Origin of the sequence: Amaricoccus macauensis (genome assembly GCF_014201905.1) — a bacterium.
GTDB classification, from domain to species: Bacteria; Pseudomonadota; Alphaproteobacteria; order Rhodobacterales; family Rhodobacteraceae; genus Amaricoccus; species Amaricoccus macauensis.
This window is the reverse complement of record NZ_JACHFM010000003.1, coordinates 380,827-400,099: the sequence shown is the minus strand read 5'-3', so window position 1 is coordinate 400,099 and position 19,273 is coordinate 380,827. Positions and strand designations below refer to the sequence as shown.

Sequence of the window (19,273 nt, the reverse complement as noted above, 5' to 3'; positions counted from 1 at the left end):
GGGCGCTCGATTGAAGGCGTGGGCTCGAACGGCTTCCCTCGAAGGCGCTTTGCGCCGCCGCGCCCTTGCGGGTCAGCGCATCATGAACCACCGGCGGGAGGCGCCGTGGACGTGATGCTTCCGACTGCGTCGGCCGTCGCGTTAACCTTCTGGAATGGTCGGTATTGCCGGCCCTCGCACCCGCGGGCAGAGTCGGTCATGGGGCGCTTCGCCGTTAACCATGACAGGCCCCGGGGGCCGCGCCCCCCAAACCATCGCGCCCGACGTCATTCAGTCGACGAACGCCTTCTCGATCACGAACTGACCCGGCTCGGAATTCGAGCCCTCGCTCATGCCGGCACCCTCGCAGAGCGCCTTGTGCTCCTGAAGCATCGCCATCGAGCCGCAAATCATCACCCGGTCGGTCGCCGGATCGAGCGGCCCGCCGGTCGCGGCGGCAAGGCGGCCATCGCGGATCCAGTCGGTCATCCGGCCCATGGCCGGGCTCTCCTCGCGCGTCGTCGTAGCGATGTGCTGGAGCTTGTCGCCCACGAGTTCCGAAAGCATCTCGTCGCCCCGGATGCGCGCCACGAGGTCGTGCCCGTAGTCGAGCTCGTTCACCTGTCGGCAGGTCTGGGTCAGCACGATGTGGTCAAACTTCTCGTAGGTTTCCGGGTCGCGGATGATCGAGGCAAAGGGCGCGATGCCGGTACCGGTCGAGAACAGGAACAGCCGCTTGCCGGGAATGAGCGCATCGTGGACCAGCGTGCCGACCGGCTTCGGCCGCATGACGATCTCATCGCCCTCCTGCAGATGCTGCAGGCGCGAGGTGAGCGGGCCGTCCTCGACCTTGATCGAGTAGAATTCGAGATCGTCGTCCCAGGAGGGCGAGGCGATCGAGTAGGCCCGGAGCAGCGGTTTGCCGTCCACCATGAGGCCAATCATCGCAAACTCGCCGGAGCGGAAGCGAAAGCCCGCCGGACGGGCGCAATTGAACGAGAAGGTCCTGTCCGTCCAGTGACGGATATTGGAGACCTTCAGCAGCGCCATGCCGCGCAGCGCCTTTTCCACAACCTGGTTCATGTCAGCCTCAACTCGGGAATCGACCGCGCCTATACACGGCCGTTCGAAGAACGAAAACCCTGTCCCCGGGGCTCAGGAGCAGGTAGCTGCGAATTCCGTCCGCTTTTTCCTCCGAACGGCAGTCCATTCTTCCCATCCGCTTTGATCGGGCCGCAGGCGCGTTCGCCCGCCCGCAGCACCGGCCACGCGAACGACCTTTTTTCCGGCGCCTTCACCGCATCCCCCCGTCACCGCATCCCCCGGCCGATGGCCCGCAGAGGGCGACCGCCCGGCAATGTCTCCCGGCATCAGGCCGGCGAGCCCGCTCCGGTTCGAGCAGCCCATGAGCGCGCCTGTCGGCCCCGGGTGATCGAGACGGCAGTTGACCGCGTCGGGAAACGCCGCGCGCCGCGTCGTGAAACCATGGCGCACCGTCGCGGGCGTGCCGGGCACGGCTGTGTCCCACTTCAGCCCCACCCCGTCGAGCCGCAACAGGCGGCAGTCACCGGCCGCCATCGCCGGCCCGCCCTCCACGGCGGCGCCGATCGCGGCGGCAGGCAGCGGACCTGCGGTCAGACCCGGCAACCGTCTCAGGGAGAAGCCCTCCGTTCCCGGAACCTTCCGGGCGGAACGACGTTACGGCTGACCCGGCGTTCTGGCAACGACGTTGCGGGTCCGCGCGCCATTCGGGACTTTCGTCCCTGAAAACCCGGTAAGTCACAAACCCGATGCAGCGCCCCCTTGCGCCTCGCCACCGAGTTTCGCAGCATTCGCCACGACAGCATGAGAGAACCGGACGTGCCCGACACCGCCCCCGAGATCCGCCGCACGACCTGCTACATGTGCGCCTGCCGCTGCGGCATCGACGTGCATGTGGCGGAGAACCGCGTCCATCACATCGAGGGCAACCGCGCTCATCCGGTCAACCGCGGGGTGCTCTGCGCCAAGGGCTCGGCCGGCGTCATGCAGCACCTCTCGCCCGCCCGCCTGCGCGCGCCACTCCGCCGCACCGGCCCGCGCGGCTCGGGCGAGTTCAGGGAAATCTCCTGGGAAGAGGCCCTCGGCATCGCGGTGAACTGGCTCGAGCCGATCCGCGAGCAGCACCCCGAGCGCCTCGCCTTCTTCACCGGCCGCGACCAGAGCCAGGCGCTGACCGGCTGGTGGGCGCAGCAGTTCGGCACGCTGAACTACGCCGCCCACGGTGGCTTCTGCTCGGTCAACATGGCCGCCGCCGGCATCTACACCATGGGCGGCGCCTTCTGGGAGTTCGGCGCGCCCGACTGGGAACGCACGCGCCTCCTCATCCTCTTCGGCGTTGCCGAGGACCACGACTCGAACCCGCTGAAGATCGGCCTCGGCAAGCTCAAGGCCCGCGGCGCGCGCGTCATCTCGGTCAACCCGATCCGCACCGGCTACTCGGCCATCGCCGATCAGTGGATCGGCATCACGCCCGGCACCGACGGCCTGCTCATCCTCAGCCTCGTCCACCTGCTGCTCACCTCCGGCAAGATCGATCTCGCCTATCTCATGCGCTTCACCAACGCCGCGTGGCTCGTCGACCAGGACCCCGCCTCCCCCGGCTTCGGCAGCTTCCTGCGCGACAGCGAGGGACGCGAGCTCGCGTGGGACCCCGCCCGCCACCGCGCCGTCCCCGCCGCGGATGTGGCGAGACCCGCACTCTCGGGCGGCTTCAACGTCGGCCCGACTCACGTGAAGCCGGTCTTCGCGCTGATGGCCGAGGCCTACCTCGACCCCGCGCTCGCCCCCGAGGCGGTCGCACCGGCCTGCGGCATCGAGCCCGAGGTCATCCACCGCCTCGCGGCGGAGCTCGCCGACACCGCCTTCAACCATCCGATCACCCTCGATCGCCCGTGGACCGACCATTGCGGCAAGCGCCACGAGACCATGGTCGGCCGCCCGGTCGCCATGCACGCGATGCGCGGCATCGCCGCCCACTCGAACGGCTTCCAGACCTGCCGCGCGCTCCACCTGCTGCAGCTCATCCTCGGCACCGTCGAGACGCCCGGCGGCTTCCGCTTCGAGCCGCCCTACCCGAAGCCCGTCTCGGCCCACCCGAAGCCGCACCACAAGGTGACCCCCGGCTACCCCCTCGACGGCCCGCAGCTCGGCTACCCGCGCGGCCCGGAAGACCTGGCGATCGACGCCGACGGCCGGCCGAAACGCATCGACCACGCCTTCTCGTGGGAAGCGCCGCTCTCGGCCCACGGCATGATGCACATGGTGATCGCCAACGCCGCCAGGGGTGATCCCTACCCGATCGACGTGCTGTTCCTCTACATGGCCAACATGGCGTGGAACTCGTCGATGAACACCGCCCAGACCATCGGGATGCTGACCGCGACCGATGCGACCGGCGTCTACCTCATCCCGAAGATCATCGTCGCCGACAGCTATTCCTCGGAGATGGTCGCCTACGCCGACCTTGTGCTGCCCGACACCACCTATCTCGAACGCCACGACTGCATCTCGCTGCTCGACCGGCCGATCTCCGAGCCCGACGCCGCGATCGACGCGATCCGCTGGCCGGTGATCGAACCCGAACGCCCGGGCGCCGAGGGCGTGCGCGGCTTCCAGTCGGTCCTGCTCGACCTCGGCGTCCGCCTGAAACTCCCCGGCATGGTGGATGCCAACGGCAAGGCGATCTACCGCGACTATGCCGACTACATGGTGCGCCACCAGCGCCGCCCCGGCGTCGGGCCGCTCATGGGCTGGCGTGGCGAGGACGGCACCGGGACCGGGCGCGGCGCGCCGAACCCGAAGCAGCTCGCCCGCTACATCGAGGCCGGCGGCTTCCACATCGCCCACGTCCCCGAGGAAGCGGCGTTCTTCAAGCCGTGGAACCGCGCCTATCAGGACTGGGCAGTGAAGATCGGCATCTACGACACGCCCCAGCCCTACCTCTTCCAGCTCTACGTCGAGCCCCTCGCCCGCTTTCAGGCCGCAGCCCTCGGCCACGGGCCGCACCAGCCGCCCGACGCGCTGCGCGAGCGCCTCGCCCGCGCCATGGCGCCGTTGCCGGTGTGGTATCCGCCGCTCTCCGATACCGACACCGACACGTACCCGATCCACGCGATCACCCAGCGCCCGGCGGCGATGTACCACTCCTGGGGCTCGCAGAACGCATGGCTGCGCCAGATCCACGGCGAGAACCCGCTCTACATCCCCGGCGCCCTCTGGGAGTCCCTCGGCTTCGAGCCCGGCGACTTCGCGCGCGTCGTCTCGCCCCATGCCGAGATCCGCGTCCCCGTCGCCCGCATGGACGCGCTCAATCCGGCGACCGTCTGGACGTGGAACGCCATCGGCAAACGCCCCGGCGCGTGGTCCCTCGCGCCAGACGCCCCGGAGGCGACCCGCGGCTTTCTCCTGAACCACCTGATCCCCGAGACCCTGCCCACCGGCCTCTCGAACTCCGATCCGGTCACGGGACAGGCGGCGTGGTACGACCTGCGGGTGCGCATCGAGCGCATCCCGGCCGAAGCCCGCTCGGCCCCCGCCTTCCCCTCGGAAATGTCTCCCGTCCCCCGTGCCCCCAAGCTGGTGAAATTCCGTGCCGGTTAGTCCGATGGCAGGTGATCCGATGGCAGGTAAGCCCAACCCTGACGGTCGCGGCGAAAGCCACGGCGGTTCCGGCCAATGACCGCGCTTCCTGCCTCGACCGAGCGCGCCCTCGGGCTCGTCATCGACCTTGACACCTGCGTCGGGTGCCACGCCTGCGTCGTCGCCTGCAAGGAATGGAACTCGGGCTCCTCGCCCGCCGGGCCGCTCTCGGACACCGACGCCTACGGCGCCCGTCCGTCGGGTACCTTCCTCAACCGCGTCCACACCTTCGAGGCCGTCCCCGCCGACGGCCGGCAACCCCGCGTCGTCCACTTCCCGAAGTCCTGCCTGCACTGCGCCGACGCGCCCTGCGTCACGGTCTGCCCGACCGGCGCCAGCCTCAAGCGCGAGCGTGACGGCATCGTGCTCGTCAACGAGGACGACTGCATCGGCTGCGGGCTCTGCGCCTGGGCCTGCCCTTACGGCGCCCGCGAGCTCGATCCGGTCGCGGGCACCATGAAGAAGTGCACGCTCTGCGAGGACCGCATCGACAACCTCGCGCTGCCCGAGGAAGACCGCATCCCCGCCTGCGTGCGCACCTGCCCGGCGGGCGCGCGCCACTTCGGCGACCTCGCCGACCCGGAAAGCGCGGTCTCGCGGCTGGTCGCCGAGCGTGGCGGGATCGACCTCATGCCAGAGCAGCAGACCCGGCCCACCAACAAGTACCTGCCGCCGCGCAGCCGCGACGTCGACGTTCTCGCGCCGCTCCTCGAGCCGCTGCCCGAGGAGGCCGGCGGCTTCCTCGGCTGGCTCGACCGCACCCTTGCCCGGCTCTGACCCCCGATGCATCCAGCCCCTTCGATCATCGCCTTCACCACGCTCTCCGGCATCGGATTCGGCCTCATCATCTGGCTCGGGCTCGGCGCCGCCCCGGACGCGACCCACCTCTACGCGCTCATCCTCTGCCTGCTCGCCGCCGGCCTCGTCTGCGCCGGCCTGCTGGCGAGCCTCCTGCACCTCGGCCAGCCCACCCGGTTCCTGAAGGCGTTCTCGCAGTGGCGCACCAGCTGGCTCAGCCGCGAGGCCGCGCTTGCCATGACGACCCTCGTCGTCTTCGCGCTCTACGCGGCGCTCTGGGTCACCGGGACCCGCTTCCTGCCCCTCGGCCTGTTCGCCGCCCTCCTCGCGTTCAAGACCGTCTTCGCGACGGCGATGATCTACGCCCAGATGCGCAGCGTCCCGCGCTGGCGATCGGTTCTGACGCCGGTAATCTTCCTGCTCTTCGCCCTGACCGGTGGCGCGCTCTTCGCCGGCGTCCGCGGCCCGACCCCGTGGCTCCTCGGCGCCCTCGGGCTCCTGCAGATCGTCGCATGGCTCTGGGGCGACCGGGCGCTGGCGCGCTCCGGCACGACGCTCGCCACCGCCACCGGCCTCGGCGAGATGGGCCGTCCGCGCCTGCTGGAGCCGCCGCACACCGGGCAGAACTACCTCCTGAAGGAGATGGTGTTCGTCGTCGGCCGCCGTCATGCCGCCAGACTGCGCGTCATTGGCCTCGTCCTCGCAGTGGTGATCCCCCTCGCGCTTATCCTGCCGACCGAGGGGCGGCTGGCGGTCTGGATCGCCGCCGACGTCCACGCCCTCGGCGCGCTGGTTTTGCGGTGGCTATTCTTCGCGCAGGCCGAGCACGTGGTTGGCCTTTACTACGGAAAGCGCTAGTACAACCTTCGCCCACAGCGCCAGGAGTTCCCCTGCCTAAGTTGAAGCCCATTCCGACGCGAAGCACCGCGGTCACGGCACCCGGTCAACCGCCCCGGCTACAGGTCGGTGCTCTCTGCTGGCGCCGGAGCCGAAAGGGTTTGCGCATCCTGCTCATCACCAGCCGCGACACCGGCCGCTGGGTGATTCCCAAGGGCTGGCCCATGCGCAACCGCACCGAGGCCGGTGCCGCCGCCCGCGAGGCGTGGGAGGAAGCCGGGCTTCGCGGCCAGATCTCCGCCGTCAGCATCGGCGTCTACACCTACCGCAAGCGCACGCCGCACTCGGTGTTCCTGCCCTGCGTCGTGCGGGTCTATCCGCTCGAGGCGCGCGAGATGCTCCAGAAGTTTCCCGAGATCGGCCAGCGCCGCGCCCGATGGTTCTCGCCCGAGAAGGCCGCGCGCCGGGTCGCAGAGCACGAACTCGCCGCGCTCATCCGGGCCTTCGACCCCGACGCGTGGGCCACCGCTTCACCCGGGCCCGCGCCGAACCATCCGGCCGATCAATCGCAGGATGCCGCGCAAGAAGAATCTGAGAACGATTGAGACCGGTTGCGTTCGGATTAGGATGCCATAACTTATTCAGTACGATCAAATACTTGACCATCTCGCGCAACTTGCGCACCAGCCCGGAGGAACAGCTCATGGAAATCATCCCCGCCGGCAGCCGCCCGTCCGGCCGTGGCCCCGCCGACTGGTTCACCGGCACCGTCCGAATCGATCCGCTGATGAACCCCTTCGACGCCGCCCGCGTCCAGGGTGCCACCGTGACCTTCGAGCCCGGCGCCCGCACCGCATGGCACACCCACCCGCTCGGCCAGACCCTCCTCGTCACCGCCGGCCGCGGCCGCGTCTGCCGCTGGGGTGGTGAGATCGAGGACATCCGTCCCGGTGACGTCGTCTGGTTCGCCCCCGGCGAAAAGCACTGGCACGGCGCCGCCCCCGACGTCGCCATGACCCACGTCGCCATCCAGGAGGTCGAGAACGGCCAGGTCGTCGACTGGCTCGAACAGGTCTCCGACGCCGACTACGGCGCCACCTGAGGCGCCCCCGCCGGCGTCAGCACCGTCACCCCGAGCGCCCCCGCCCGCGCCAGCGCCGGATCGAGCGACATCGGGATATATTCCGCCTCGCGCCAGATCGCCGCGAGATCGTCATAGTGCCGCGACAACGGATGCCCGCTCTCGCCGGTCGAGATGACGTAGAGGCTCGAGTCCGGATCCGAGAAATCATAGACCGCCCGGAACCCCGCCGCATGAACGTTGGCGTAGGGCTCGGGGCCCGTCGCCGTCGACTGCCCCCGAAGCAGCGTCTGGTCGCCCCCTGACGAGCTCTGCCGGATGTTCACGAGGCTCCTCAGCACCGGCACCTTCCCGAGCGTCTGATGCGCCTGCACCGCCGGATGCGCATCACCCCAGCGCCAGCTCTCCAACGGCGGCCCGTAACGCTCGTCAAGCTCGATCAGCGCATCATCGAGCGCGCGCCGAGCCATCTCCGGGCAGGTCTCGACCGCCGTCGTCTGCTTCACGTCACACCACGCCCCCGCCCCGTCGGTGTTGCGGAACACCCGCTCCAGAAACACCGGATCGGCCTGCGGAACCAGCGCCGCCAGCGGCCCCAACTCGTCCTGCACCAGCCGCCGTTGCAACGACCGCACCCATGCCGCATAGATCAGAGGCTCGGGGTCGTGCTCGCGCATCGCGCCGTTCCAGTTCGCCAGCCGCTCCAGCGCCACCTGCCGCTGCCGCTCGGTCGAGCCGCTCGCCGCCGGCTCGCCGGAGTACCAGAGATCCCGCGCGATCAGCGGCAGAAGACGCCGCGCCGCCTCCGACACGTCGTCGGTCTGGACCTCCACGAAGCTGTCCCGGCTGTGATACTGCCGGTCGCCCAGCAGCCTCCCGGCCCGGACGATGCGAAAGCTGTCACCCCAGTCGAAGCTCAGGTGGTCAGGGAACGCCGTGTCGGTGATGCGGTTGTTGGTGTTCACCACCACGCCGCTCGGCGGGTCCTCGACCCACGGGTTCTCGTCGAAGCTCCGCATCCCCTGCCAATCGTTGACCGCAAGCCAGCCCGGAGACGGCAGCCGCCCCTTCGAGGTGCTCCCCGCCTGCCGCCGCGGCGCCGCCCCCGACATCTGCAACGCCACGGACTTCGCATCCGCGATCGTGATGTTTTGCGACGGCGCCACCACGTCGCGCGCCGCCTGCCGCGCCTCCGCGACGCTCCCGGCCCGCATCAGCCCGAGGGCCGCGCCGATCGAGCGATCCTCCGGCGTCAGCGCCGTCCAGGCCAGCGTCGCCACATGTCCGGGCGGCGTCACCGCCGCGGCCCCGAACGTCTCGCCCGGGATCACCGGCCCATGCCGGCTCCGCCGCAGCGTCACCACCACCGGGTCCGCGTCCTTCACCCCGATCGTCGCGGTCCGGGCCTCGAACCGCTGCCAGCCGGTCGGCGTCAGATAGCTGTCCGGGTCATCCGGGTTCAGCTTCTCGATGTAGATGTCCTGATCGTCGAGATAGCTCGAGGTCAGCCCCCAGCCGATGTCCGGATTGCGCCCGATGAGGATCGCCGGCATCCCCGGGATCGTCGCGCCGATCACCGGCCCGCTGGCGAGGTCCATCCGCGCCAGCATCCAGATCGACGGCGCGCTCAGCGACAGGTGCGGATCGGTGGCGAGCAGCGGCGCACCGCCCGACGTCCGGCTCCCCATCGCTGCGAAGGCGTTCGATGCGCCGCCAAAGCCCGGGGCCGGCACCGGATCGAGCGGATGCTTTACTGCCGCGAACTCCGTCCCTCCCGGAGCATCCGGAAAGAGCTCGGAGAACTGCGGCAACGCCATCACCGGCTCGGTCGGCGAATCCGGCAGGATGTCCCTGAGCCGCTCGTTCGGCAGGACGAGCGAGAGCCGTGCCCGCAGCGCCTCCATCGCCGCCTTGTCGGTCAGCTGGAGCGCGATGAGCTTCTGGATCGAGATCGAGTCCGCCGGCAGCCACGGCGAGATGTCCGCCGAGAACAGGAAGAACTCCGGCGCGCCGCGGCCGAGCGCCTTTTCCTGCACGACCTTCAGCCAGGCATTCACCCCGTCCGCATAGGCCTCGAGCGCTACCCGCGTCTCGGGCGTCTGCCGGGCCACCGCGTCGCGGGCATAGCCCGAGAGATCGAGTGCCCGCATCAGCGTGTCGATCGGCACCGTCTCCGGCCCGAAGAGTTCCGAGAGCCGCCCCTGCGCGGTGCGCCGGAGCAGCGTCATCTGCCAGAGCCGGTCCTGCGCGTGGACGAAGCCGAGTCCGAAGAATGCGTCGTGATCGTCCTTCGACAGGATGTGCGGCACCGCGTAGCGGTCGCGCACGATGTCGATTTCCTGCGCCGGACCCGCAATACTCAACCTGGCATTGTAGTCAGGCAGGGACTGGGACGCGAGATAGTAGGCCAGGAACAGCCCGACGGCGGCGAGCGCGGCGAGCGCGAGAAAGCCGCGCATCAGCCAACGGAACAGAAACGCCATCCGCTAAACCGGTCCTTTCGCCCTGCCGCCTCACGCCATCGCCTTGACCCTGCCCGGATAGCAGGCGAACAGTTCGGCTACAACGCGAGAAGGGTTAACGGGGAGCGAGCACATGGCACGCGTGGCATTCATTGGTCTGGGCGTCATGGGCTACCCCATGGCAGGCCATCTGGCGGCCAGGGGGCACGACGTCACCGTCTACAACCGGACGCTGAAAAAGGCCGAGGCGTGGGTGGCCGAGCACGGTGGCCGGAGCGCCCCGACCCCGGCCATGGCCGCGGAAGGCCAGCAGATCGTCTTCGCCTGCGTCGGCAATGATGACGACCTGCGCAGTGTCACGATCGGAGACGGCGGCGCGTTCGAGACGCTGGCGGCGGACGCGATCTTCGTCGACCACACCACCGCCTCGGCCGCCGTCGCCCGCGAGCTCGACGCCGCCGCAAGGACCCGCTCGGCGCACTTCATCGACGCGCCGGTTTCCGGCGGTCAGGCGGGTGCGGAGAACGGCGTCCTGACCGTGATGTGCGGCGGCGAGGCGGAGCCCTACGCCCGTGCCGAGCCGGTGATCGCGGCCTATGCCCGCGCCTGCCGCCTGATGGGCCCGGCGGGCTCCGGCCAGCTCACCAAGATGGTGAACCAGATCTGCATCGCCGGGCTCGTGCAGGGCCTGTCGGAAGGTCTCGCCTTCGCCCAGAAGGCCGGGCTCGACGGCGAGGCGGTGCTCGAAGTGATCGGCAAGGGCGCCGCCGGATCGTGGCAGATGGACAATCGCGGCAAGACCATGCTCGCGGACAAGTTCGACTTCGGTTTCGCCGTCGACTGGATGCGCAAGGATCTGGGGATCTGCCTCGAAGAGGGCAACCAGAACGGCGCCGCCCTCCCCGGCACCGCGCTCATCGACCAGTTCTACAAGGACGTGCAGCGCATGGGCGGGGGACGCTGGGATACCTCGAGCCTGATCCGCCGCTTGCGATAGGCCGCGCCTGCCGCCCGTGCTATTCTCCGGCGAGGACCGCGGGGAGGAGTGGCATGCGCAGTGCATGGCTCGCTGTGGCGGCGGCGCTGACACTGGCAGCGCCGGGCGGTCGGGCTCAGGACGTCGTCGAGGTCGATGCGAAGATCGTCCTCGCGGTCGATACCTCGCGATCCATGGACCTGGGCGAAATCAGCATTCAGCGCGAGGGCTATCTCGCGGTGCTGCGCCATCCGGGCCTCGCCCGCGCGATCTCGGCGGGGGAGCTTGGCCGTGTCGCCCTCGCGTATTTCGAGTGGGCCGGACAGGTTCAGGATGGCGGCCTCGTGCCCTGGCGGATCATCGACAGCCCCGCTTCGGCCGCGGCGCTCGCCGACGAGATCGCCGCCATGCCGGTGCGCCGCGGCCGTGGCACCTCGATCTCCCGTGCCATCAGGTTTGGCACGGTTCTCCTCGAGGACGATCGCATCACCGCGCCGCGGCTTGTGATCGACATTTCCGGCGACGGCACGAACAACACCGGCCCTGCCGTCACCAAAGCCCGGGATGAAGCGGTGGCGAAAGGCATCACCATCAACGGTCTGCCGATCCTCGCCTTCGAGGGCGGCGCGGCACCCGACCTCGATCTCTACTATCAGGACTGCGTCGCCGGCGGGGACGGTGCCTTCGTGATGGTCGCCCGCGAACGTGACGACCTTGCCAGGACCATCCACCGCAAGCTTGTCCTCGAGATCAGCGGCGTCGCGCCACCTCTCGCGATCATGTCGGCGCAGTTCGAACCCACCGACTGCTGATGGGAGAGAAGTCCTTCGGTCACCGGAACCGCTGACCGCGCGGCGCCGGCCTAGCGCACCACGTCGAACCGGTTCGGCAGTTGATCACGCGTGACAAGCACGTAGAAGATGAAAATCCAGCCGATCACCGGAAGAAAGACCATCAGATACCACCAGAAGCTCCAGCCGGCATCATGGAATCGGCGACTGGTGACCGCCAGCGAGGGAATGAACAGCGCAATCGCCAAGATGGTCCCGAAAAGACCGACATCCGGAGCGATCCTGAATCCGCTCAGGTTATCAGCTATCTCGCCTCCGATGCTCATGAGCAACATGAAGAGGGCGAAGAACCAGTACTCGGAGCGCGACGCGCGGCCGCGGAAGGTGAAGTACTCGGCGAGGCAGACCTCGATCGCCGAGTTGAACCCGTGCCAGGGCGCCGGGCCGCGCCCGGGCTCCTCGTTGTCCAGCATCTCACGCCCCTATCACCAGCGAAGGCCGCACAGTGGATCACTGCGCGGAGTCTCACAAATGAGCACAGCAGGCACGCTGTCCGGTCGCGTCACGCCGCGGCGCGCGCGCCTGCGTCCGCAAGCTCCACGATGTCGAGCATGATCCGGTTCAGCTCGAAGTCCTTCGGCGTGTAGACCCGTGCAACACCCGCCGCGCGCAGCAGGTCGGCATCGACGTCCGGGATGATCCCGCCGACGACGAGCGGTACGTCACCGATCCCGTCCGCGCGCATCCGCTCGAGCACTTCCGTCACCAGCGGCAGGTGCGAGCCCGAGAGAATCGACAGGCCGACCACGTGGACGCTCTCTTCCAGCGCGGCGTTGACGATCTGCGCCGGGGTGAGGCGGATGCCCTCATAGACCACTTCCATGCCGCAGTCGCGCGCCCGGACGGCGATCTGCTCGGCGCCGTTCGAGTGGCCGTCGAGGCCGGGCTTTCCGACCAGGAACTTGATGCGGCGACCGAGCCGGCCGCTCGCCGCCTCGACGGCTGCCCGCACCTCCGCGAGGTTGCCCGCGGCCGCCGAGACCGTCTTGCCGACGCCGGTGGGCGCCCGGTACTCGCCGAAGATCTCGCGCATGGCCCCGCCCCACTCGCCGGTGGTGACACCCGCCTTCGCCGCGACGACCGACGCCGGCATGATGTTCTCGCCGGCCTTCGCCGCAGCCTTCAGCCCCTCGAGGGCCGCCGTGACCGCGGCCGCGTCCCGACCCTGCCGCCAGGCAACGAGCCGCTCGATCTGCACGGCCTCGACCGCGGGATCAACGACGAGGATGCCGCCGTCCCCGGCGGTGAGCGGCGAGGGCTCGGCCTCCTTGAAGCGGTTGACGCCGACGACGGTGGTCTCCCCCGCCTCGATACGGCGGAGCCGCGCCGCATTCGCCGAGACGAGTTCCGACTTCATGTAGTCGATCGCCGCAACGGCGCCGCCCATCTCGTCGATCTTCGCAAGCTCGGCCCGAGCCCCGGCCTTCAGTTCCTCGACCTTAGCGTCAACCACGGGATTGCCGTCGAAGAGGTCGCCGTATTCCAGAAGGTCGGTCTCATAGGCCATGATCTGCTGCATCCGGAGCGACCACTGCTGGTCGAACGGCCGCGGCAGGCCGAGCGCCTCGTTCCACGCGGGAAGCTGCACGGCACGGGCGCGCGCCTTCTTCGAGAGCACGACCGCCAGCATCTCGATCAGGATGCGGTAGACGTTGTTCTCCGGCTGCTGCTCGGTCAGGCCGAGGGAGTTCACCTGCACGCCGTAGCGGAAGCGGCGGAACTTCGGATCCTCGACGCCATAGGTCTCGCGGCAGATCTCGTCCCAGAGATCGACGAAGGCCCGCATCTTGCACATCTCGGTCACGAACCGGATGCCGGCGTTCACGAAGAACGAAATCCGGCTGACGAGCTCGGGAAAGTCCTTCGGATCGACCTGACCGCGCACCTCGTCGAGCACTGCGCGGGCGGTGGCGAGCGCGAAGGCGAGTTCCTGCTCGGGCGTCGCGCCGGCCTCCTGCAGGTGGTAGGAGCAGACGTTCATCGGGTTCCACTTCGGAACCGAGCGGTAGCAGTACTGCGCCACGTCGGCGATGAGCTTCAGGGACGGCTCCGGCGGGAAGACATAGGTGCCCCGGGAGAGGTATTCCTTGATGATGTCGTTCTGCACCGTGCCTTGCAGCTTCGTGACATCGGCCCCCTGCTCCTCGGCGACCGCCACGTAGAGCGCGAGCAGCCACGCCGCGGTGGCGTTGATCGTCATCGAGGTGTTCATCGCCTCGAGCGGGATACCGTCGAAGAGCGCGCGCATGTCGCCGATGTGGCTAACCGGAACGCCGACCTTGCCGACCTCGCCGCGGGCGAGGACATGGTCGCTGTCGTAGCCGGTCTGCGTCGGCAGGTCGAAGGCCACGGAAAGGCCGGTCTGGCCGCGGGCGAGGTTCGAGCGATAGAGTTCGTTCGACTTCGCAGCTGTCGAATGGCCGGCGTAGGTGCGGAAGAGCCAGGGCTTGTCACGGGCGGGTTCGGTCATGCGAGCCTCAAGAAAGGTGTCTCACGCGGAGAATTCGATCTGTCCCACGGATGCAATACGGACTCATTCGAACTGTTCGGGGTCTTGTCCGTTACTGTCATCTTGCGGATTCCGAGCGACTATGCTGCATCGCAGCGGAGGGCGCAAGAGCGTCGCGCAAGAAGATTGCGCGAAGACGGCGCTGGAGAGAAATTTTCGGGCGTATTCAAGCGAATTCGCAAAGGGGCGCGCTTCAATTTCGTCGGAAGCCGCAGGACGCGCTCGCCTACCTCGGGGCGCACAAGGACGGCATGGGCACCGAAAGGGACGGCTGGATCTTCACCATGGGCCTCGGCGCCTACGGCACTGACTATGACAAACGGGCGCTGGTCGCGGCCTTCGGCTGGCCGGCGAACCTGGCGCGCACAAATACACCCTGACCTTCCCGAAGGGACAGGAACCGCCGGTCAACGGCTTCTGGTCGATCACCATGTATCAGGTCGATCAGGGCTGGTGGTTCGTGCCGAACGCGCTCGACAAGTTCACGGTCAGCCCGCGCAATGACCTCGTCGCGAACGCTGACGGATCGGTCACGTTCTACTTCCAGACCGAATCGCCCGGCAAGGACAAGGAGGCGAACTGGCTGCCCGCGCCGAAGGGTGCCTTCCTGCCGATGCTGCGGATGTACTGGCCCAAGGATACGGCCCCCTCGATCCTCGACGACAGCTGGACGCCGCCGCAGATCGTGAAGGTGGACTAGGGCCATGCGCATCGCTCTCGCGGCCGTCGGAACGGCCTTGCTCACATTGCCTGCCTGGGCCGACGAGGGCGGCGTCGGTTTCTGGCTTCCGGGGCGATACGCCAGCTTCGCGGCCATCGCCCCGGCGCCGGGCGTCTCGCTGCCGATGCAGACCTATTACTATGGCGGCAACGCCGGAGGCGACACCGCGCTGCCGCAGGGGGGCAAGCTCACCTTCGGGCTCGACACCGGCTTCGTGGCGCAGTTCATCGCACCGACCTGGACGCCGGACACCACGGTGCTCGGCGGACGCCCGAGCTTCTCGCTCGCCTTCTTCCCCGGGTGGAACACGGTCTCGGCCGATGTCGCGGTGGCGGGGGGCCAGCGCCTCGGACGGTCGGACACGACGACAGGCTTCGGCGACCTCTATCCGAACGCGCAGATCTTCTGGACCAGCGGCGTGCACAACTGGATGGCCTATCTCACCGGCAACGTGCCTGTCGGCGCCTATGACGCGAGCCGTCTCGCAAACCTCGGGCTCGGCCACGGCGCCATCGACGCGGGCGGCGCCTATACCTATCTCGACCGCCAGACCGGCTGGGAGTTCTCCGCCACGGCCGGGCTGACCTACAACTTCGAGAACCCTGACACCGACTACACCAGCGGGATTTCCTCGCACCTCGACCTTGGGTTCTCGCGATCTCTGAGCGAGCAGTTCTTCCTCGGGCTGGCCGGATTCGCCTATGTCCAGCTCACGCCCGACGAGGGTCAGCCCGACGCGCTCGGCGACGTCAAGAGCCGGACCTTCGGGATCGGCCCGCACCTCGGCTACACATTGCTGGCCGGCCGGTTTTCACCAGCCTGCGCGGCTACGTCGAATTCGCCGTCGAGAACCGGCCCGAGGGTGGCTCGCTGTTCCTGACCGTGAGCCTGCCTCTCGGCCCTGTTGCCGCGGCGAAGGACTGAGGTACAAAAGCACCGCACCGAGCGCTGGAGCCGCGTTTGGGGCGGTGCCGAGGCCCCTTCGGAGGGCGGTTTCACCGCACCGCACAAAGACGGTTGCATCCGCGTCGTGATAATGTAATGAAAGCGATTAGCCGTGACACGTAATAAAATTGCGCGGAGAAGGAGATGATCTTGGCCCCGCTCGACGCACCCGCCACCCAGCCCACCTATGCCGCCCCGGAGAAGGATCTCTACGAGGTTGGCGAGATTCCCCCCCTCGGCTACGTCCCGAAGCAGATGTATGCCTGGGCCATCCGTCGCGAGCGCCACGGCGAGCCGGACCAGTCGTTCCAGGTCGAGGTCGTCGATACGCCGAAGCTCGATTCCAACGAGGTTCTCGTCTTCGTCATGGCGGCCGGCGTCAACTACAACGGCGTCTGGGCCGGCCTCGGCGTGCCGATCTCGCCGTTCGACGTGCACAAGGCACCCTATCACATCGCAGGCTCGGATGCCTCGGGCATCGTCTGGGCGGTCGGTGACAAGGTTCGTCGCTGGAAGGTGGGTGACGAGGTCGTCATCCACTGCAACCAGGATGATGGCGACGACGAGCACTGCAACGGCGGCGACCCGATGTTCTCGCCCTCCCAGCGGATCTGGGGTTACGAGACGCCGAACGGCAGCTTCGCGCAGTTCACCAACGTCCAGAGCCAGCAGCTGATGGCCCGGCCGCAGCACCTGACGTGGGAAGAGGCTGCCTGCTACACGCTGACGCTTGCCACCGCCTACCGGATGCTCTTCGGCCACTCGCCGCACGAGTTGCGCCCCGGCCAGAACGTCCTCGTCTGGGGTGCGTCGGGCGGCCTTGGCTCCTTTGCGATCCAGCTCATCAACACCGCCGGCGCGAACGCGATCGGGATCATCTCCGAAGAGAACAAGCGCGATTTCGTGCTGTCGCTCGGCGCGAAGGGTGTCATCAACCGCAAGGACTTCAAGTGCTGGGGCCAGATGCCCACGGTGAACAGCCCCGAATACAAGGAGTGGCTGACCGAGGCGCGCAAGTTCGGCAAGGCGATCTGGGACATCACCGGCAAGGGCGTGAACGTCGACATGGTCTTCGAACACCCGGGCGAGGCGACCTTCCCGGTCTCCGTCCTCGTGGTGAAGAAGGGCGGCATGGTCGTGATCTGCGCCGGCACGTCGGGCTACAACCTCACCATGGATGCCCGCTATCTCTGGATGAACCAGAAGCGGGTGCAGGGCAGCCACTTCGCCAACCTCAAGCAGGCGTCGGCAGCGAACCAGCTCATGCTCGAGCGCCGGCTCGACCCGTGCATGTCCGAGGTCTTCCCCTGGGCGCAGATCCCCGATGCCCACGTGAAGATGCGTCGGAACGAGCACAAGCCCGGCAACATGGCCGTCCTCGTCGGCGCGCCGGTCACGGGCCTGCGCACCTTCGCCGATACGATCGAGGCGAGCCAGGCGCAGGGGTGAGCGCGCCCCGGACCTCGGGCCGGCGGGCGGGACAGCCCGGCATCGGCCCGAGACCGCCTGCGAACAGTGACAACTGACAGGCCGACGGCGGAGGGACTTCGCCGACGGCCGCAGTGATTTGCGGCCCTCCCGGCAACGCGCGCACGGCCGAGCAGGCGCCGCCTTCGCCCACCGCGATGGGCAGATCAAGTCATATCAACAGCTTGCCGTTGCAGACCCCCTCATTTCTGCGGTCTCAGAATTGGCGAATTTCACCGGACTCCCCCCGGTGCTATCCCTCTCAATACGGAGCCCCCCGCCCCCGAAAGGTGCCGCACGAAATGAAAGCCTACTGGGTCATTGATATTCTGAAGGACATCCGGCAGTTTTCCGAAAAGAACGGAATGCTCGAACTCGCCGAGCAGCTTGACGACGCCATCTTCGTCGCAGCCAGTGAGATCGGTGCCAAGCTCTGTGCGGGAATTGACGTTGGAAAAGGCCAGGCTCGAAGCGCTGCTGGAGCGTTTGCAGACAACGATATCCATTGACGATCTGCAGGTCTGGGCACACGAGCTGCGCGACTTTTTCCGCGTCACTCATGTCTTCTACCACACCGCGACGCTGAAGCGGGAACAGATCGGCGCCTTCACCTACAGCCGGGACTGGGCGCGGCACTACGTCGAGAAGAATTATCTCGCGATCGACCCCGTGCTGCTCGGCGCCATGCGGCGCTTCCACCCGATGGACTGGAAGACCCTCGACTGGTCGAACCTCGCCGCCCGCGCCTTCCTGCGCGACGCCATGGAGCACGGGCTCGGCAACCAGGGGTGGACGGTCCCGATCTGGGGGCCGCAGGGCGAGTTCGCGGTGTTCTGCCTGAACCACCAGTGCGATGATACGGAATGGGCGGAGTTCACCGGACGGAACGCCAAGGACATCCTCGTCGTCTCGCACCTGATGCACGAGCAGGCGCTGCGAATCATCAACCGCGAATTGACGCCGCCGAGTACCGAACTTTCGCCTCGGGAGCGCGAGGCACTCACGCATCTCAGTGTCGGGCACAGCCGTGCGGCGGTGGCTGACATCCTGCAGATCTCCGAGAATACGCTGCGCGCCTACATCGATTCGGCCCGTCACAAGCTCGGGGCGCTGAACGTTACCCACGCGGTGGCCCTCGCACTGGCCAAGGGGATCATCACCCCGCAGGGGGCGTTGCCGAAATATTAGGGCGGCGCACGGTCGGACTTTCTTAACAACGATTGGCGATTCCTGAAGTCCTCAAGACGACAGGAGGCCACCATGATCCACTTCCTCTACGCTGACCAGTTGTCCGGATATCCCATCCTCGCCGACACCATGTTCCTGGATCGTGCGGCCCAGTTCAAGCACCGGCTCGACTGGGAGGTTACTGTCGACGATAGCGGGCGGGAGATGGATCAGTACGATGTCCTGAACCCTCTATACATCATTGCGTCAGCGCCGGACGGCCGGCATGCCGGCTCGGTCCGCATCATGCCGACGCTCGGCCGGATCATGACGAACGAACACTTCACGCACCTGACCGGCGGTGTCCGCATCGCAAGCCCGCTGATCTGGGAGTGCACCCGTTTCTGCCTCGCCCCGGACGCTCCGGTCGGCGTTGCGGCGGCACTGCTGGCCGCGGGCACCGAGATGGGCATTCGCTTCGGCATCGAGCAGGCGCTCGGGGTGATCTACGCCAAGACCGTGCCGATCTACCGGCGCATCGGCGTCACGCCCGACATCATCGGCACCGACGGCAAGGGCCGGGACGCGATCAGCGTGGGCCTCTGGCCGATGACCGAAAGCGCGCGCGCCGAGATCTCGCGCAAGTCCGGGATCCCGCTGTCCGTGATGGCACGCTGGTTCGACGCCTCGTTTCCCCGACATGCCATGACCGAGAGCGCGGCCCGGCTCGCCGCGTGAGAGTCCACGCCCCGCTCCGGCGAGCGCGTCGGCGCGGGGCGCGCGCAGCGACGCCATCACGG

The 19,273-nt window shown here is 68.0% G+C and carries 18 protein-coding genes; 14 read left to right on the top strand and 4 right to left on the bottom strand.

The genetic code is table 11. From position 1 onward, the window contains the following. Nucleotides 1–270 precede the first annotated feature (270 nt). On the bottom strand, nucleotides 271–1,062 hold the full coding sequence (locus tag HNP73_RS15755; protein ID WP_184151724.1) for a ferredoxin--NADP reductase: 792 nt from the start codon (nucleotides 1,060–1,062) through the stop codon (nucleotides 271–273). Between the two features lie 762 nt (nucleotides 1,063–1,824). Here HNP73_RS15755 and HNP73_RS15745 point away from each other — a divergent pair. From HNP73_RS15745 to HNP73_RS15725, 5 genes are all read left to right on the top strand, one after another. Then, entirely contained in the window at nucleotides 1,825–4,620 is a 2,796-nt protein-coding gene (locus HNP73_RS15745; protein WP_184151718.1) for a molybdopterin-dependent oxidoreductase, read from the top strand. 75 nt (nucleotides 4,621–4,695) lie between these two features. Then, on the top strand, nucleotides 4,696–5,436 hold the full coding sequence (locus HNP73_RS15740) for a 4Fe-4S dicluster domain-containing protein (protein WP_184151715.1): 741 nt from the start codon (nucleotides 4,696–4,698) through the stop codon (nucleotides 5,434–5,436). A gap of 6 nt (nucleotides 5,437–5,442) precedes the next feature. Continuing rightward, nucleotides 5,443–6,315: a dimethyl sulfoxide reductase anchor subunit family protein gene (locus tag HNP73_RS15735; RefSeq protein ID WP_184151713.1), complete on the top strand. Its 873-nt coding sequence runs from the start codon at nucleotides 5,443–5,445 to the stop codon at nucleotides 6,313–6,315. Nucleotides 6,316–6,356: 41 nt separating this feature from the next. Continuing rightward, nucleotides 6,357–6,899, top strand: a complete 543-nt coding sequence (locus HNP73_RS15730) for an NUDIX hydrolase (protein ID WP_221288705.1) — start codon at nucleotides 6,357–6,359, stop codon at nucleotides 6,897–6,899. A gap of 98 nt (nucleotides 6,900–6,997) precedes the next feature. After that, a complete protein-coding gene (locus HNP73_RS15725; protein WP_184151710.1) occupies nucleotides 6,998–7,396 on the top strand; it encodes a (R)-mandelonitrile lyase in 399 nt (132 codons plus the stop codon). Here the strand turns inward: HNP73_RS15725 and HNP73_RS15720 are convergent. Continuing rightward, the gene (locus tag HNP73_RS15720) at nucleotides 7,381–9,858 is read right to left on the bottom strand and encodes a penicillin acylase family protein (protein WP_184151707.1); all 2,478 of its coding nucleotides are present in this window, start codon (nucleotides 9,856–9,858) and stop codon (nucleotides 7,381–7,383) included. The two genes, HNP73_RS15725 and HNP73_RS15720, sit on opposite strands and share 16 nt — an antisense overlap. 112 nt (nucleotides 9,859–9,970) lie before the next feature. Between HNP73_RS15720 and HNP73_RS15715 the strand changes: the two genes are divergently transcribed. Both HNP73_RS15715 and HNP73_RS15710 read left to right on the top strand, forming a co-directional pair. Further along, complete coding sequence (locus HNP73_RS15715) at nucleotides 9,971–10,834, top strand: NAD(P)-dependent oxidoreductase (protein WP_184151704.1); 864 nt, start codon at nucleotides 9,971–9,973, stop codon at nucleotides 10,832–10,834. A 53-nt stretch (nucleotides 10,835–10,887) separates the two neighbouring features. Continuing rightward, nucleotides 10,888–11,625: a DUF1194 domain-containing protein gene (locus tag HNP73_RS15710; RefSeq protein WP_184151701.1), complete on the top strand. Its 738-nt coding sequence runs from the start codon at nucleotides 10,888–10,890 to the stop codon at nucleotides 11,623–11,625. Nucleotides 11,626–11,675: 50 nt separating this feature from the next. Here the strand turns inward: HNP73_RS15710 and HNP73_RS15705 are convergent, their stop codons facing one another. Continuing rightward, nucleotides 11,676–12,077 (bottom strand): DUF805 domain-containing protein, encoded by a 402-nt coding sequence (locus HNP73_RS15705; protein WP_184151698.1) that lies wholly within the window; start codon nucleotides 12,075–12,077, stop codon nucleotides 11,676–11,678. Between the two features lie 89 nt (nucleotides 12,078–12,166). Then, nucleotides 12,167–14,134, bottom strand: coding sequence for a protein meaA (locus HNP73_RS15700; protein ID WP_184151695.1), 1,968 nt, complete (start codon nucleotides 14,132–14,134; stop codon nucleotides 12,167–12,169). A gap of 290 nt (nucleotides 14,135–14,424) precedes the next feature. Here HNP73_RS15700 and HNP73_RS23725 point away from each other — a divergent pair, with 290 nt between their 5' ends. From HNP73_RS23725 to HNP73_RS15670, 7 genes are all read left to right on the top strand, one after another. Beyond that, a complete protein-coding gene (locus HNP73_RS23725; RefSeq protein WP_281379269.1) occupies nucleotides 14,425–14,553 on the top strand; it encodes a hypothetical protein in 129 nt (42 codons plus the stop codon). Continuing rightward, nucleotides 14,517–14,873, top strand: a complete 357-nt coding sequence (locus HNP73_RS15695; RefSeq protein WP_221288776.1) for a DUF1214 domain-containing protein — start codon at nucleotides 14,517–14,519, stop codon at nucleotides 14,871–14,873. Before HNP73_RS23725 ends, HNP73_RS15695 begins: the two co-directional genes overlap by 37 nt. 4 nt (nucleotides 14,874–14,877) lie before the next feature. Continuing rightward, nucleotides 14,878–15,774 (top strand): SphA family protein, encoded by an 897-nt coding sequence (locus HNP73_RS15690; RefSeq protein WP_184151692.1) that lies wholly within the window; start codon nucleotides 14,878–14,880, stop codon nucleotides 15,772–15,774. A 209-nt stretch (nucleotides 15,775–15,983) separates the two neighbouring features. Further along, a complete protein-coding gene (gene ccrA, locus HNP73_RS15685) occupies nucleotides 15,984–17,288 on the top strand; it encodes a crotonyl-CoA carboxylase/reductase (RefSeq protein ID WP_184151689.1) in 1,305 nt (434 codons plus the stop codon). Between the two features lie 320 nt (nucleotides 17,289–17,608). Further along, entirely contained in the window at nucleotides 17,609–17,815 is a 207-nt protein-coding gene (locus HNP73_RS15680) for a hypothetical protein (RefSeq protein ID WP_184151686.1), read from the top strand. Next, nucleotides 17,757–18,494, top strand: coding sequence for a helix-turn-helix transcriptional regulator (locus HNP73_RS15675; protein ID WP_246399860.1), 738 nt, complete (start codon nucleotides 17,757–17,759; stop codon nucleotides 18,492–18,494). The genes HNP73_RS15680 and HNP73_RS15675 overlap by 59 nt, the downstream gene beginning before the upstream one ends. Before the next feature lie 72 nt (nucleotides 18,495–18,566). Next, complete coding sequence (locus HNP73_RS15670) at nucleotides 18,567–19,211, top strand: acyl-homoserine-lactone synthase (protein WP_184151683.1); 645 nt, start codon at nucleotides 18,567–18,569, stop codon at nucleotides 19,209–19,211. Nucleotides 19,212–19,273: the final 62 nt, after the last annotated feature.